The organism is Azotosporobacter soli (assembly GCF_030542965.1).
GTDB lineage: Bacteria > Bacillota > Negativicutes > SG130 > SG130 > Azotosporobacter > Azotosporobacter soli.
Genome location: NZ_JAUAOA010000006.1, coordinates 12,929 through 29,292 on the forward strand (window position 1 = coordinate 12,929; position 16,364 = coordinate 29,292).

Consider the following 16,364-nt stretch of genomic DNA (forward strand, 5'->3'; position numbering starts at 1 on the left):
GTTTCTCGCCCAACCTTCCGCTTCTTCAAAAGTGCACGCAGTACTCTTTTTCTCACAGCAGCTTCTTTAGTTCCAACAGACTCTGTATTTCAAACGTCGGCGTGATGTTGCTCTCGTTCTTGCTTCGATTCGGATTGAACCAGCACGTATCGATCGCAAAATTCAACCCTCCCTGTATATCGGAACTCAGACTGTCGCCCACCATTAACACCGTCTCTTTATTTTCATGCTTGATCCGCCTTAGCGCATATCGAAATATTTCCTGATTCGGCTTCGATACATTCACTTCTTCCGAAATGACAACCGCTTCAAAATAATTTGCTATGCTCGATTGCTGGATCCTTTTCTTTTGCACGACCGTCAAGCCATTCGTGATGATGACCAGTCTATATTTTTTATTCAGATAAGTGACGATTTCTAACGCATCTTCCAATAAGAAAGAGGCTTCCGCCAGTGAATTCAAATAGATATTGCTGAATTCGTTTGGATCAAACGTGAGATTCAACTTTTCGGTCAGTCTTTTAAAGCGTTCCGTTTTTAATTGTTCTGCTGACAATATCCCCTGTTCGAGCTCCTGCCATACCCGCTTGTTTATCGCCGAATAAATCGGCAGGTGATACGCTTCATCATATTTTATATTGAATGTCGTAATCGATTTTTCCAACGCAACTTTCTCGGATCTTTTAAAATCAAACAGCGTTTCATCCGCATCAAACAGAATCACTTCATATTTCATCGCCACGTTCTCCTTTAGCTGGTTTCCTCTTTTATTATAACGCACTTTTTCAGCAGAAAAAAAGCGGTTTGCCCTATGGGCGCAAGAAAACATCCCGCTCTCTGCAAAAAGCAGAAAGCGGGATGTTTTTTCGCGCTTATTTCAAATGCTCGATCGCCGCGCGTTCGATGGCGAGCCCTTGATGATAACGTTGCATGAAGGCGTTAAAACCGGCCACATCGGCAGGTTCGGGCCGGACGGTGCTGGCCTGCGTGCCGGCGAAGACGCGATTTTTCAAGAATTCCGGCAGCGACTCCTTTTCTGCGCGGTTAACCAGATACGAGGCCAGCAGCGCGATACCCCAGGCGCCGCCCTCTCCGGCATTTTCCATGATCGAGACCGGCGTATTCAGTGCGGCCGCCATGATTTTCTGGCCGACGCCCTTCACCTTGAAGAAGCCGCCATGCCCTAAGATCTTGTCGACCTTCACGTTCTCCTGCTCCAGCAGGATGTTCACCCCAGTGCGCAGCGCACCGAGCGCGGTAAAGAGGTTGACGCGCATGAAGTTCTCCAGGCTGAAATTGCTGTTTGCCGCACGCGTGAAGAGCGGGCGTCCTTCGGCGAAGTGCGTGATGTGTTCGCCGGAAACGTAGCCGTAGGCCAGCAGCCCGCCGCAATCCGCATCGCCTTTTAGCGCCGCGTTCAGCAGCGTGTTGTAAAGCGTCGATTTGTCGACATCCATGCCCAGCGCCTTGATCGCCTGGCCGAACAGATTGATCCAGGCATCATAGTCCGAGGAGCAGTTGTTCGAGTGCGCCATCGCGACGAGCTTGCCGTCCGGCGTCGTGACCAGATCGATTTCCGGATAGGCTTTGGAAAGTTCCTTTTCCAGTACGATCATCGCGAAGACCGAGGTTCCGGCAGAGACATTGCCTGTGCGCGCCGCGACGCTGTTTGTGGCGACCATGCCGGTGCCCGCATCGCCTTCCGGCGGACAGAACGGAATGCCCGGCTGCAGTTCGCCGGAAACGTCGAGCAGTTTCGCTCCGGCTGCGCTCAGTACGCCCGCCTGCGTCCCGGCTGTCAGAACGGTCGGCAGGATATCTTCGAGACGCCAGCCGAGGCCCTGCGCTGCGATCTTCTCATTGAACTGTTCGATCATCCGTGCGTTGAAGCGCTGCGTCTTCAAGTCGATCGGGAAGACGCCGGACGCTTCGCCGACGCCGAGCACGTTCTCTCCGGTCAGCTTGCCGTGCACATACCCGGCCAGCGTCGTCATGCGGCTGATTTTCGCGACATGTTCTTCGCGCTTGAGAATGGCCTGATAGAGATGCGCGATGCTCCAGCGCTGCGGAATCGGATAGCCGAACAGCTCGGTCAGTTCCTGCGACGCCGGACCGGTTATGTTGTTGCGCCAGGTACGGAACGGCACAAGCAGCTTCTCTTGCGCATCGAAGACCATATAGCCGTGCATCATGCCGCTGAAGCCGATCGCTCCGGTCGTCCTGATGCTCACGCCGAATTCCTTTTTGACGCATTGAGCCATGTCCTGGTAGCTCGACTGCACCCCTTGCCAGATGTCCTCAATGCTGTACGTCCAGATGTCGTCGACACACCGGTTTTCCCAATCATGGCTGCCGGACGCGATCGGCTTGTTGTCGCTGCCGATCAGAACGGTCTTAATGCGCGTCGAGCCGAGTTCGATTCCGATCGTGGTTTGGCCGTTCTCGACGGCGTTTTTCATTTCACTACGTGCAAGGCTCATAATTACCTCCTTTGAATCCGCTCATCTCTTCATTAAAAAGGGTTTTCATCTTTATAGAGCATGTTGGCCGGTTGGTTGAACGCCACGTCCTTCACGCCGAGCAGTTTCATCGCGGCGAACAGCGCTTTGCCGGAGTGCTTGAACGCGACGCCGCCGTGATGCGGATAGCGCTTGGCAATCAGCACATGCCGGTAAAAACGTCCCATCTCCTTAATCGCGAAAATGCCGATGCCGCCGAACGATTTCGGGTCGACGTCGATGATCTCTCCTTCGGCGACATAGCTGCGCAGTTTGCAGTCAGCCGTTCCCTGCAGCCTAAAGAACGTGATCGCGCCCGGCCGGATCGCTCCCTCGAGCGTGCCGCGCGAGATATCGGGTTCTTTGTCGGCTTCAAGCAAGCGATGCATGATCAGCTGGTATTTCATCGAGCAGTTCTTCATGCAGCTCGACGGTGTGTTGCCGCAGTGAAAGCCCATGAAGAGGTCTTTCAGCGTGTATCCGGCGAACTGCGTACGGTTGTTCTCGTACATGTCCTTCGGCACGGAATTGTTGATATCGAGCAGCGTCGCCGGCAGCTGCGTCGCGCAGGTGATGATGTATTCGCTCAGCGCGCCATAGATGTCGGTCTCACAGGCAACCGGGATGCCGCTTGCGGCCAGGCGTGAGTTCACATAGCAGGGAACGAAACCGAACTGTGTCTGAAAAGCAGGCCAGCATTTGTTGGCAAAGACGACATAGTCGGAGGCGCCTTTATGCTTCGCAGCCCAATCCCTGAGCGTAAGTTCATACTGCGCCAGTTTGGCGAGGATGCCCGGATAACCGTTGCCGCCGCCCAGTTCCTCTTCCATCTCCTTGACGACGCCGGGAATTCTTGCGTCGCCCGCATGTTGATTGAACGCTTCGAATAGGTCGAGTTCCGAGTTCTCCATAATCTCGACGCCCAAGTCATAGAGCGGTTTGACCGGTGCGTTGCAGGCCAGAAAGTCCTGCGGGCGCGGCCCGAAACTGATGATCTTCAGTCCGGAAAGACCCAGCATGATGCGGGCGATGTCGCTGAAATCGCCGATCATGCCGGCGACTTCATCCGGCGTGCCCACCGGGTATTCGGGGATATACGGTCTCAGTTTACGCAGCCCCAGGTTATACGAGGCATTCAGCATGCCGCAGTATGCGTCGCCGCGCCCATCGATCAAATTACCTTCGGCTTCTTCCGCGGCCGCGACGAACATCGACGGCCCGCCGAATTTCTGCGCCAGCAGCGTTTCCGGACCTTCCGGCCCAAAATTGCCCAGGTACACAACCAGTGCGTTGACGCCCGCGTCTTTCAGTTCGCTCAGCGCCTGCAGGACGTCGCTTTCTTTCTCGACCGCCGTTTTGGCTTCAAACAGTTCGATGCCGCTCGCCGTGCAAGCCTTTACGACGTTCGCGCGCCGCGTTACGCTCAGTTCGACGGGAAAGCAGTCTCTGCTCATGGCAACGATGCCGAGTCTTACTTTTGGAATATTCTCCATGCGAAATGACTCCCTTCGTTTATCAGAATAAAACAGGATCTTTGAAATCACAAGTCCTTTTGCTAGGCGATCGATTTGCGCCCTTCCCGGCGTGAGATGATCAGCTTATGCAAGATGATGAAGACGCAAAGCAGCGAGGCGATCGCGATCTTCGTCCACCAGGAACTGAGCGTGCCCTGGAACATGATGAGCGTCTGGATCGCGCCTTGGATCAATACGCCGAACAGCGTGCCGGTGACGAAGCCGATGCCGCCGGAGAGCGGCGTGCCGCCGATGACGACCGAAGCGATCGCGTCCATTTCGAGCCCGACGCCGTGCAGACCGTAACCGGAGAGCATGTAAAAACTGAAGACGATGCCCGCGAGTGCGGAGCAAAAACCATTGAGCGTATAGACCAGTATTTTGGTTCTGGCAACCGGCAAGCCCATCAAGACGGCGGATTGTTCATTGCCGCCGATCGCATAGGCGGTGCGACCGAATTTCGTGAAGTTCGCCAGGTATAGTCCGGCCAGCAGCGTGGCCAGCGCGATCACGACGCTGATTGAGATATGCGTATCAAACGGCATCGGGATCTTATACGTGGACATCTGCATATAAAACGGATCGCTGATCATGATCGTATCGATGCTGATTACGTAGCAGAGGCCGCGCGCCAGGAACATCCCGGCCAGTGTCGCAATAAAAGGCTGCAGCTTGAATTTCTGGATCAGATATCCCTGCCCGAAGCCGAACGCCATTCCCACCAGCAGCATCGCGGGCAAAACGATAAACGCACTGATGTGCCTTACGCTAAGCAGATGCGCCGAGAGCATGCAGATGAGCGCAATAACCGCGCCGACGGAAATGTCGATGCCTCCAATGATCAGCACGAACGTCATGCCGATCGCGGTGACGATCAGAAACGCGTTATCGATCAGCATATTCAAGAGCACCTGCAGCGAAAAGAATCCGTCGTACAGCATCGAGCCTGCGGCAAACAGCCCGGAGAATAATAGGATCGTGATATATAAGGAAATGTATTTATAATTTAGCTTCAATTTTCCCACATTGATTCCCCCTATTCGTGCTCCCCTTGCGCTGCAGCGTTTTTCTGAATTCTTCCGATTGCATCAGGCAGATCGCGATAACGACGAGCGCTTTGACCACCAGCGTAATTTCCGGCGGAACGCCGAGCGCGTAAATGCTTGTCGTGATGCTTTGAATGACCAGTGCGCCGATTAGGCTGCCAACCAGCGTAAACCGTCCGCCGCTGGTCGAATTGCCGCCCAGCGCCACCGCCAGGATGGCGTCAAGTTCCATGAAGAGTCCGGCATTGTTGCCGTCCGCCGAGCTTACGTTCGAACAGATGATCAGACCGGCCACGCCGGCGCAGAAACCGCAGAAGGCATAGACCATGAAAACGTATTTGCTCACGTTGATGCCGGAAAAACGGCTCGCGGAGGCATTGATGCCGATCGATTCGATGAACAGCCCCATTGCCGTCTTGCGCACCATGTAATACGTCAGTCCGAAAAGTGCGGCCACGATGAAGATCGTGAACGGCAGACCAAGCAAGAATCCGGTGCCGATATAACTGAACGGTTTGTAATAGATCGTGATGATCTGTCCCTGCGTGACCAGTTGCGCCAAACCGCGACCGGCCACGAGCAAAATCAGCGTGGCGACGATCGGCTGGATGCCTATCTTCGCTACCAAGAACCCGTTCCAAGCCCCAAGCAGCGTCGCGACAGCCAGTGCGGCCAGAATCGCGACCGGCATCGAGACATTGGTCACGAACTGCTGCACGCCGTCGACATACTGCAGACTGCCGCCGATCAGCGCGGCGGCCACCGCGCCGGAAATCGCGATCACCGAACCGACCGAGACATCGACGCCGCCCCCGCCGGTGGCGATGACGAGCGTCATCCCGGTGGCGAGGATCATCAGCGGCGCGGCGCGATTCAGGATGTCGATCGCAACGCCGTAGAGATGACCTTCTTTGATCTCGATGCTGAAGAAGTCCTTGGTAAAGATCAGGTTGAATAATAACACGATAGCCAAGGCAAGGATTGGCCAGAACAACTGTGACTTAGAAAATCTCTCCCATCCTTCTTTTATGCTCATGTCACACCATCCCCGCTATTGTCTGCATTACCGTTTTTTCCGCGATTTCCCCGCCGCACAGTTCCGCAATCTTTTCTCTGTCGCGCAGGACGACCATGCGATCGGAGCAGCGAATCGATTCGTCCAATTCCGAAGAGATGAAGATGACCGACATCCCTTCCTGCGCCAGGTTCATGATCAGCTTCTGGATTTCCGCTTTGGTTCCGACATCGATGCCCCGCGTCGGTTCATCGAGGATCAGCAGTTCCGGCTGCGTCAGCAGCCAGCGCGCCAGGATCACCTTTTGCTGGTTGCCGCCGCTTAAGTTCTTGATGCGCTGTTCCGGCCCCGCAGTCTTGATGCTCAGCAGCTTGATATAGCGATCTGCGATTTCTTCCTGCTGCCTGCGCGATATATTCTTTTTCCAGCCCTGCTTGGCCTGCAGCGCCAGGATTATATTCTCTCTTACGGACAAGTCGCCGATAACGCCTTCGACCTTGCGATTTTCCGGACAAAAGCCCATGCCCTCCGCAATCGCTTTCGCGGGCGTATTCAGTTTGACCGTCTGGCCTTTGATCGTTATCTCGCCGCAATCCGACGGATCGATGCCGAACAGGATTCTAGCCATTTCCGTCCGTCCCGAACCGAGCAGACCGACGATGCCTAAGACTTCTCCCTTGCGAACCTCCAGATCGAACGGCGCGATGCACCCCTGTCGCCCGACTCTTTGCGCAGACAGATACGTTTGCGCCTTCTCCTCGAGCGCCTCTTCCGACTGCTTTTGCGCCGTCTCGAAGCCGTCGAACTCCTTGCCGATCATCTTGGCAATCAACTGCACGCGCGGCAGCGCCGCGGTGTCGTACGCGCCGACCAGTTCGCCATTGCGCAGTACCGTGATGCGATCCGAAACCGCATAGACCTGATCCATGAAATGCGTGACAAAGATGATGCCCATACCTTCCGCCTTCAAGCGCCGCATAACGGCGAACAGCTTCTCCACTTCCTTGCTGTCGAGACTTGAAGTCGGTTCGTCCAAGATCAATACGCGCGCCGAGATATCCAGCGCTCTGGCGATTGCGACCATCTGCTGGATCGCGACCGAATACCGCTCCAGCGGCTGGGTCACGTCAAGATCCAAATCCAGTTTATCGAGCAGCGCCTTGGAGCGCAGATTGATCGCCGCCCAGTCGATGCGTCCCTGTTTCATCGGCTGACGGCCGATGAATATGTTTTCCGCGATGGACAAGTTGGTGCAAAGGTTGACCTCCTGGTACACCGTGCTGATTCCCAAGACCTGCGCATGATGAGGCGACGTCGCGCGAATGGATTGTCCGGCCAGACAGACGACTCCTTCGTCCATGCTTTCCACACCGGTCAACACTTTGATCAGCGTCGATTTCCCCGCGCCGTTCTCGCCCATCAGGCAATGGATTTCTCCGGCTTTCAGTTCGAAATCGACCTTGTGCAGCGCCCTGACGCCGGGAAACGATTTGCAGATTCCCTTCATCGTTAATAAGGTTTGATTCTCATCCATGCTGAACTCTCACCTCCATCGTAAAATGACGTTTGCCTAAAAGAAAAGGCCACTCCCCCAGGGGTCATCGCAGCGACGACCCCTGAGCGTTTCCGTAGAAGCGTGGAGTGGCTCATCCTTATGTACGCGGTGTTTTAGTATTTGCGGTTCGGCAGTTCTTTAGCCGCTACGTCAGCCGGGAACACGCCTTCGTTGGTCAGAATGCGTTTCGGAATTTGTTTTCCGGCAACCAGATCTTTTACTACTTCAACCAGTTGCGGTCCAAGCAGCGGGCTGCATTCTACCGAACAGTTCAATTTTCCTGCGATCATCGCTTCGAAAGCGCCTTTTACGCCGTCAATCGATACGATGATGATGTCTTTGCCAGGTTTTAAACCGGCTTCTTCAATGGCTTGGATTGCTCCGATCGCCATGTCGTCATTGTGAGCGTAGAGAACGTCAATTTTTTGACCTTCGGCTTTAGCCGATTTCAAGAAAGATTCCATGACTTCTTTGCCTTTGGCACGGGTGAAATCGCCGGTTTGCGATTTGATGATTTTGTAGTTCGGATGGTCTTTCATGACTTCTTCCCAGCCGGTCTTGCGGTCGATCGCCGGAGCCGAGCCGGTGGTGCCTTGCAGCTCAACGACATTTACCGGTTCGCTGCCTTTTTTCATGAAGTCAACCAGCCATTTAGCGGCGCGTTTGCCTTCTTCTTTAAAGTCGGAACCCATGAAGGTCACATAAAAGTCTTCCGGATTGCCGCTGCTCAGTTTGACCGCGCGGTCCGTCAGAACCACAGGAATCTTAGCCGCTTTGGCTTCTTGCAGCACTGCGTCCCAACCTGTTTCAACAACTGGGGAGAACGCGATTACATCGACTTTTTGTTGGATAAAGGAACGAATGGCTTTGATCTGATTTTCTTGCTTTTGCTGGGCATCGGAGAATTTCAGGTCCATCCCTGCTGCGGCCATCGACGATTTGATGGACTCCGTATTGGCTGTCCGCCACTCGCTTTCTGCACCAATTTGCGCAAAGCCGACTACGATTTTCTTGTCGGCCTTCGGCGCCTCTGCCGGCTTGTCTTTGCTTCCGCAACCGCCCAACGCGACCATCAATGTGGTTGCGACCAGAAGTGCGCCGACTTTCAAGATTTTTTTCATTCCACTTTCCTCCTTACCTTATTTGGGTTTCGAGAATTATCTAAATTATAAGAAAAATACCAACTTATGTATTTAGAATAAACCGCCACTTTCTTATACTTTTCCGCACTGCTCTTCTTTTTGACAAAAAAAGTCCATTGCAAAACGGCTTTCCCGCCTGTTCTGCAATAGACTTTTGGGGATTTTTATTCCGATTCAATACCTGCGTCCATTGATTTCCTGCCTGGCCACCTCCGCCGGGAAGACGCCTTCGGACGTGATGATCCGCACGGGGATTTGCCGCCCGGCCATCTGTTTTTTCACCGCCTGCATCAGCTGCGGCCCCAAGAGCGGCGTACACTCGACCGTGCAGTTCAGCTTGCCGCTGATCATCGCACGAAAAGCCGCCGCAGTCGCATCAATCGAGACGATGATGATGTCCTGTCCCGGTTTCAAACCGTAATCCGAGATCGCCTGTATCGCGCCGAGCGCCATGTCGTCATTGTGCGCATATACGACGTCGATCGACCGGCCGTAGCGTTTCAGCGCGTCTTTCATCAGACTCTCGCCGGAGGCCTTGGTGAAGTCGCCGAGTTCCGAAGAGAGGATTCGGTATTCGTCATGACTGGCGATGATTTCCGCAAAGCCCAGCTTGCGATCGACCGCCGGGCCCGAGCCCGCGGTGCCTTCCAGTTCGAGAATGCGCACCTGCGGTCGGTCTTTCGTATGGTCCACCAGCCAGCGGGCGGCGCGCCGCCCTTCTTCGAGAAAGTCGCTGCCGATAAAACTGTCGTATAACAAATCATCGTCCGGCTTGATCGAGCGGTCGCTGAGGATGACCGGAATTCCGGCCTCTTTCGCTTCGCGCAACACTTCACCCCAGCCATATTCGACGACCGGAGAAAAGGCGATCACATCCACTTTCTGCGCGATGAACGAGCGGATCGCTTTGATCTGACTGGCCTGGCTCTGATCGCCTTCGGCAAAGAGCAGTTCGATGCCGTCCGCCTGCGCCGCCGACTTGATCGACTGCGAATTCGCTTTACGCCAGTCGCTTTCCGCGCCCACCTGCGAAAAGCCGAGCACGATCTTCTTGTTCTCGCTCTCTTTCTTCAGGCCGCTGCGCGCCTGCAGGTACTGTTCGAGCGTCGCCTTGGTCACTTTTGTACTGCGCGTGATGATCTTCTTCGGCAGTCCGCCTTCGCGGTGCAAAATGTCCATCGCATATTGCGCGGCTTCCCGCCCGCCGGTCGGACAGGAAATCGTGCCGCTTAAGATGCCTTCCGCGATCAGCGGCAGTTTTCCCTGCGCGTCGACAAAGCCATCGACGCCGAAGATCTTGATCCGCTCCTGCCCCAGTTTTTTCGCCGCCATATATGCGCCGAGCGCCATATAATCGCTGTGCGCAAAGACGATATCCACCTGCGGATACTTTTTTAGCAGCGTCGTCATCTGGTCCTCCGCTTCATCGCGCTGCCAGTTGCTGCAGGTGGCCGATACGATTTTAATGTTCTCGTGCTGTTCGACCACTTCGCGAAAGCCCACCGTACGTTCGAGCGCCGACGGCACGCCGAGCGGCCCCTGCAGCTCGACGACCGTTCCGCCGCCGCTGCCCAACAGTTCGCGCGTGTATTTTCCGGCTTCGCGCCCGATTCCTTTGTTGTCGGGACCGATGTAGAGCGTATAATCATAGCCTTCGACCGCGCGGTCTACCACGATGACCGGAAGCTTTTTATAAGCTTCGGCGACGATCGGCGTCAGCTCCTTCGAGTCGTTTGGCGAGATGATCAGAAGATCGATGCCCTGCTGCATCAGCTGTTCGACGTCGCGGATCTGCTGTGCGCTGCTTTGCGCCGCGTCGGTGAAGACCAGTCGCGCCTCCGGATGTTTGCTCAATTCCTGGCGGATCTCCTCGTTCATGATGATTCGCCATGGTTCGATGAGATTGGCCTGGGAAACGCCGATCAAAAATTCGACTTTATCGGGCGCGTTCTTCTTTTCGCCAAGGCCGGAGCAGCCGCCCAGAAGAAAAAGGCAGGCGGCGAGGAAAAGGCTGAGGCTTCGTCGCAGTCGGTTCCGTTTCACTTCACATTGCTCCTTTTGCGGTATTCCGCCGGCGACAGCCCCGCGACCTTCTTGAACGCCGTGCTGAAGTAGTGCTGATTGCTGTAACCGACTTCCGCCGCGATCTCATAGAGTTTCAGTTCAGGATTGCAAAGCAGTTTCATCGCCTTTCGCATCCGCACCTCGATCAGATAATCGATGAACGACACGCCCATTTCACATTTTAAGAGACGGCTCAGATACGTCGGACTGATCTGCATCGCGTCCGCCACGTCCTGCAGCGAAAGTCCCTCACGTCGATAATGCTTTTCGATATATTTTTTCGAAAGCAGCACCGTCGGCGTATAACTTTCCGCTTTTTTCATCTCCTCCAGAGCAGCATGATACGCATCCGGCAGCTCGTTCAACGTCGCCAGCCGCTTGCGGCAGACGAACACCGTCTGTTTGCCGTAGCGTTCGAGTGCGCCCTGCAGCTGCTCCGCGAGCGTTTCCCATTCCTGATCCGAATGAATGTCGACCAGCGCACTCACGACGCCCTTCTCGCCTTGGAACAGGCTGGGCTGCCACGCCTGCAGCACATCGAGCATGATGTTGCGCACCGCAAACAGCACCAGTTCCTTCTCCCATTCCCGCTGCGTCCGGCCGCAGGTATGGCGGTCGATCGCTTTGACGGTCACCAGTCCCGCTGCCGCAGGCGTCATGATCTTTAAAAACCGCATCCGCCCGGCCAGCTCCGCCTCTGCCACGCGGCCGCCCGCCCATTCGGCAAAAAAAGTGTTGCGCAGCGCGGTCAGGTTCTTTTGCGTCTCCTGGTTCGCGAGCGTGAGATACTGCCCGACGCTGCGCTGCGCCGCCAGCTTTTCGCACGCCGCTTTCAAGACTTCCTCCAGCTGCTCCTGGCCGACAGGCTTCAAGAGATAGTCCATCACCTGCAGTTTCAGAGCCTGCTGTGCATAAGAGAACTCGTCGTGTCCGGTGATGACAATGATCTGCGCCTCCGGCAGCTCTTTCTTGATCGCCTCGATAAACTGCAGCCCGTTCATGAACGGCATGCAGATATCAGCCAGGATGATATCGGGCCGCACCTCACGCGCCGCTTCGAGCGCCATCTCGCCGTCCTCTGCCTCCGCCGCAACTTCGAGTCCGAGCAGCGACCAGTCCGGCAAACTCTTGATGCCGCGACGTATCTTCGGTTCATCGTCCGCAATCAGTACTTTCCACACAGAAAATCTCCTCCCGTCAAACCGTTCTCGTTTATCCGCCGCCTTCTCACGGCACGTTCAGCGGATGAAGGATCTCAATCGTCGTTCCTTCGCCGCACACGCTGTGGTAGCGAAGCCCATATTCCGAACCGAACGTCAGCCGGATTCGTTCATTGACATTGTACACGCCAAAACCGATGCTGCCCGGCTCGCGTTCACCCGCGATGATTTCATTGAGCGCGGCCAGTTTCTCCTCATCCATGCCCATCCCGTCGTCGGCCACGCTGAAGAAGAGCTTATCTTCTTTGATTTCCGCCTTAATCACGATCGTCCCGCCGCCGCGCCGGGCGTTGAGTCCATGATAGATCGCATTTTCCACCAGCGGCTGCAGGATCACCTTCAGCACCCGGCAGGCGAGCACCTCTTCGTCATAGATGATTTCATAATTCAGCTTGTCTTCATAGCGCGCCTTTTGAATCAGCAGATAACTGCGGATATGTTCCAGCTCTTCGCCGACCGTGATGATCTCCTTTCCCTTGCTGAGACCGATGCGAAACAGCTTGGCCAGTGCGCCGACAATCGCGACGATGTCATTGGCGCCTCGTTCCCTGGCCATCCAGTGGATCGTATCGAGCGTGTTGTACAAAAAGTGCGGCTTGATCTGCGCCTGCAGGATCTTCAGTTCCGCTTCGCGTTTTCGCTTTTGCTCGCTGTACACCAGTTGGATCAATTCGCCGATCTTGATAATCATATGGTTAAAGCTGTTGCCGAGCGCGCCGACTTCGTCCTGATACTTGCTGTTGAAGCGTACCGTCAGGTCGCCGTCTTCGGCCTTTTTCATCAGGACGCGCAGCTTGCCGAGCGGCTTTGCGATCGAGCCGGTGAAAAAGAAGGCCACCACCGAGGAGAACACCAGCGTCACCAGCGCGATCAGTATCGAATACTGGCGCATATTTATAATCTCTTTGAGATTTTCATTCACCGAAAACACGCCGACCGTTTTCCATTTCGTATAGTCCGACGCCTTATAGATGATCTGATACTTATTGTCTTGGATCGTCTTTTCCACGCTCTTTTCCTTACCGCTCAGCCACTCCGGCTTCACGCGGTAGACAACCGGGTTGACCGGCGCGTAGACGATGCCGCCCTGGTCATCCATGATATATAAAAAACCGCTTTTCCCCAGCGTGATCGATTCGATGACGCTTTTAATCATATCCAGCTTTAGGTCGATCAAAATCACGCCAAGACGTTTTCCGTCCTGCGGGTCCAGCACCGCTTTCGCGATCGACACGACATCGTTCGCGCTGTAATTGCGGATCGTCTTGATGTTGCGCCCGATCGGCTTACTGAAAAGATGCAGCTGTTCCGGCCGCTCCATCGCCTTCTTGTACCAACTCTCATTGACCAGCGGATCGCGTGCGATCCGTACCATCTCATTGCTGATATAATCGCCCTTGGCGTTCACGAGCAGAATGCCCGCGATTTCCGGATGCACGCGGCTGTAGCGCGACAGATCCGCACAGATGTATGCCTCCAGGCTGCCCGGCGTCTTCTCCTCTTCTTTGAAAAAGGCCAGTACCTGCGCATCGCTGTTGATATAAGAGGCGATGTTCTCCATGTCGCGGATATGAAGCTCCACATTGCGCATCACCTGTTCCGTCATCTGCACCGTGTGAATGTTGGCCTGTTCTTCGACCGCATTGCTGTAGATCAGATTCCCCAAGATGCCGAGCGTGATGATCGGCAACATCGTCAGGATAAAAAAATAAAGCTGCAGTTTGAAACCGATCGCCTTATTGCGGAAAAATCCGGATAACATCGCCAACATCACACCTCTTTTCTCTCGCAAGTCCTACTCTGGCGAAAAATTTCTTTGCACTTTTCTCTGCATAGCACACACAAATTTAATTGTAACGCAGTTTGGTAAAAAATACTATTGTCGTCAAAACACCACCGTTTCTTCGGCAGCATTTTCGATAAAGAAAGGCTTCCCGAAAATAAATCCGAAAAGCCTTTGCCTTTTTTATTTTACTCAGCGCTGTCCATAGTACGCGTTTTTTCCATGCTTGCGTAAATAATGCTTATCGAGCAGTTCCTGCTGCATGGCGGGCAGCGCGCCGCCTGCCAAAAGCAATGAATGCCAGGCCATACACGCAACTTCTTCCAGAACGACCGCATTATGCACCGCGTCTGCCGCGTCCTTGCCCCAGGCGAACGGCCCATGCGAATGCACCAGCACCCCAGGCATCTCGAGATATTTCCTGCCGGAAAACGTCTCGATGATTACATTGCCGGTCTCTTCTTCGTACGCGCATTCAATCTCCGCCTTTGTCAGCGCACGTGTGCAGGGAATGTCGCCGTAGAAATAGTCGGCATGCGTCGTGCCGAGCGCGGGGATCGCACAGCAGGCCTGCGCCCAGATCGTCGCGTAGCGCGAATGCGTATGCACGATCCCGCCGATATCGGGGCTCGCCTTATACAGCGCCAGATGCGTCGCCAGATCGGACGACGGTTTCAGCGTTCCCTCGACGACATTCCCCGCCAGATCGACGATCACCATGTCCTGCGCGGACATGTTCGCATAGCTGACGCCGGACGGCTTGATCGCCACTAAACCCTTTTCTCGGTCGATGCCCGAGACATTGCCCCAGGTAAACGTCACCAGCTTGTACTGGGGCAGTTCGATATTCGCCTCATAGACGGCTTTTTTCAACTCTTCCAGCATCGTACTCTCCTTCGGCATCGCGCAGAAGCGCCGGACGCCGCTTCACATTTACAGGCCGTGAACGCCGAATTTTCACCGCGCGTTATTTCAATTTCCAGGCCAAATCGGCAAACAGCAGATCCTGCCGGAAACGATCGAGCTCCAGCGTCTCATCGATATGCACAAACTCGATTTCCAGCGCGTTCGCCCAGTCGCGCAGCATTTGCGCATCGAGCGCGAAGCTGAAGACGCTGTGATGCGCGCCTCCCGCGCTCAGCCAGGCTTCCGCCGCCGTCTCGAGCGTCGGCATCGGTTTCCACATCACGCGCGCCACCGGCAGGTTCGGCATCTCCATCGTCGGTGCAACCGCCAATACATCGTTGACGATCAGCCGCATCCGGCCGCCCATGTCGACCAGCGAGGCGCAGACGGCTTTGCCGCTCTTGCCCTCGAAAACGAGACGCGCCGGCGCGTCCTTGCCGCCGATGCCGAGCGGATGCACTTCGATCCTCGGCTTTTCCGCCGCGAGCGACGGGCAGATCTCCAGCATATGTGCGCCGAGGATCAGGCTTTCCTCGCCGTCAAAATGATAGGTGTAGTCTTCCATCAACGACGTCCCGCCCGTAAGCCCCTGCGCCATCTGTTTCATGATGCGCGACATCGCCGCGACCTTCCAGTCCCCTTCCGGGCCGAAGCCGTAGCCTTTCTCCATCAAGCGCTGTACCGCAAGACCCGGCAACTGCTCCAAACCGTGCAGGTCTTCGAACGTGTTCGTGAACGCTTCGAAGCCGCCCTCTTTCAGAAAGCTCTCGATACCGATCTCGAGACGCGCCTGATAGCGCACCGCCGAAAGATTCTCGGTCTTGATCTGATAGGCCGCTTTATACTCTTCCAGCAGCTTGTCGATTTCGCCTTCCGTCACGCGTTCGACATAGGGCAGCAGATCGCCCACCGGATAGGTGTTCACCGACCAGCCCAGTTTCAGCTGCGCTTCGACCTTGTCGCCCTCGGTCACCGCGACCTCGCGCATATTGTCGCCGAAGCGTGCCACCTTCAGCTTTTTGCTCGCGCTCACGCCGACCGCACTGCGCATCCAGCGACCGATTTTTTCCTGCACCTTCGGCTCCGCCCAATGTCCGACGACGATCTTGCGCGGCAGACGCATCCGTGCCGCGATAAAGGCATGCTCCCGGTCGCCGTGCGCCGCCTGGTTCAGATTCATGAAATCCATATCGATCGTATCGTTCGGAATCTCGCGGTTGAATTGCGTATGCAAATGCAGGTACGGCTTCTGCAGCTTGCCAAGACCCCTGATCCACATCTTCGCCGGAGAGAACGTATGCATCCAGGTAATGATCCCGGCGCAGCGCTGATCATAATTCGCCTCCGCGATCACATCCTCAATCGCATTCGAACCGGTCGCCACCTCTTTTAGCACGATCTGTGCCGGAATCGCAGCGCTCGCGTTGCACTGCTCGACGATTTGCCGCGAATTCTCAGCGACCTGCCGCAGCGTTTCTTCCCCATAAAGATGCTGGCTTCCTGTGATAAACCAGAATTGCTGTTGCGTAAAACTTTTCATAGTGACGCCTCCTTTTCTTCCCTACCGCTTTCGGCGTCTTACGCCGATGTTGTCATACAACTTTATGCGCAGCTTCACGCT

The 16,364-nt window shown here is 55.3% G+C and carries 12 protein-coding genes; all 12 read right to left on the reverse strand.

Annotation, left to right across the window (positions count from 1 at the left end):
- Positions 1-52: 52 nt before the first annotated feature.
- Positions 53-736, reverse strand: a complete 684-nt coding sequence (locus tag QTL79_RS07420) for a YjjG family noncanonical pyrimidine nucleotidase (RefSeq protein WP_346354329.1) — start codon at positions 734-736, stop codon at positions 53-55.
- A 136-nt stretch (positions 737-872) separates the two neighbouring features.
- Complete coding sequence (locus tag QTL79_RS07425; RefSeq protein ID WP_346354330.1) at positions 873-2,480, reverse strand: xylulokinase; 1,608 nt, start codon at positions 2,478-2,480, stop codon at positions 873-875.
- Between the two features lie 32 nt (positions 2,481-2,512).
- Positions 2,513-3,991 carry an L-fucose/L-arabinose isomerase family protein gene (locus QTL79_RS07430; RefSeq protein ID WP_346354331.1) on the reverse strand — a complete coding sequence of 493 codons (1,479 nt, stop codon included), beginning with the start codon at positions 3,989-3,991 and terminating at the stop codon, positions 2,513-2,515.
- Positions 3,992-4,053: 62 nt separating this feature from the next.
- Positions 4,054-5,037: a galactofuranose ABC transporter, permease protein YjfF gene (gene yjfF / locus QTL79_RS07435; RefSeq protein ID WP_346354332.1), complete on the reverse strand. Its 984-nt coding sequence runs from the start codon at positions 5,035-5,037 to the stop codon at positions 4,054-4,056.
- Positions 5,012-6,094, reverse strand: a complete 1,083-nt coding sequence (locus tag QTL79_RS07440; protein ID WP_346354333.1) for an ABC transporter permease — start codon at positions 6,092-6,094, stop codon at positions 5,012-5,014. Before QTL79_RS07440 ends, yjfF begins: the two co-directional genes overlap by 26 nt.
- A 1-nt stretch (position 6,095) precedes the next feature.
- Positions 6,096-7,607, reverse strand: a complete 1,512-nt coding sequence (locus QTL79_RS07445) for a sugar ABC transporter ATP-binding protein (RefSeq protein ID WP_346354334.1) — start codon at positions 7,605-7,607, stop codon at positions 6,096-6,098.
- A 134-nt stretch (positions 7,608-7,741) separates the two neighbouring features.
- Positions 7,742-8,749, reverse strand: coding sequence for an ABC transporter substrate-binding protein (locus tag QTL79_RS07450; RefSeq protein ID WP_428845469.1), 1,008 nt, complete (start codon positions 8,747-8,749; stop codon positions 7,742-7,744).
- Positions 8,750-8,944: 195 nt separating this feature from the next.
- The gene (locus tag QTL79_RS07455) at positions 8,945-10,813 is read right to left on the reverse strand and encodes a substrate-binding domain-containing protein (protein ID WP_346354335.1); all 1,869 of its coding nucleotides are present in this window, start codon (positions 10,811-10,813) and stop codon (positions 8,945-8,947) included.
- On the reverse strand, positions 10,810-12,015 hold the full coding sequence (locus QTL79_RS07460; protein ID WP_346354336.1) for a response regulator transcription factor: 1,206 nt from the start codon (positions 12,013-12,015) through the stop codon (positions 10,810-10,812). Before QTL79_RS07460 ends, QTL79_RS07455 begins: the two co-directional genes overlap by 4 nt.
- Before the next feature lie 46 nt (positions 12,016-12,061).
- The gene (locus QTL79_RS07465) at positions 12,062-13,825 is read right to left on the reverse strand and encodes a cache domain-containing sensor histidine kinase (protein WP_346354337.1); all 1,764 of its coding nucleotides are present in this window, start codon (positions 13,823-13,825) and stop codon (positions 12,062-12,064) included.
- Between the two features lie 204 nt (positions 13,826-14,029).
- On the reverse strand, positions 14,030-14,722 hold the full coding sequence (araD, locus tag QTL79_RS07470; protein WP_346354338.1) for an L-ribulose-5-phosphate 4-epimerase: 693 nt from the start codon (positions 14,720-14,722) through the stop codon (positions 14,030-14,032).
- 82 nt (positions 14,723-14,804) lie between these two features.
- A complete protein-coding gene (araA, locus tag QTL79_RS07475) occupies positions 14,805-16,283 on the reverse strand; it encodes an L-arabinose isomerase (RefSeq protein WP_346354339.1) in 1,479 nt (492 codons plus the stop codon).
- Between the last annotated feature and the right edge of the window lie 81 nt (positions 16,284-16,364).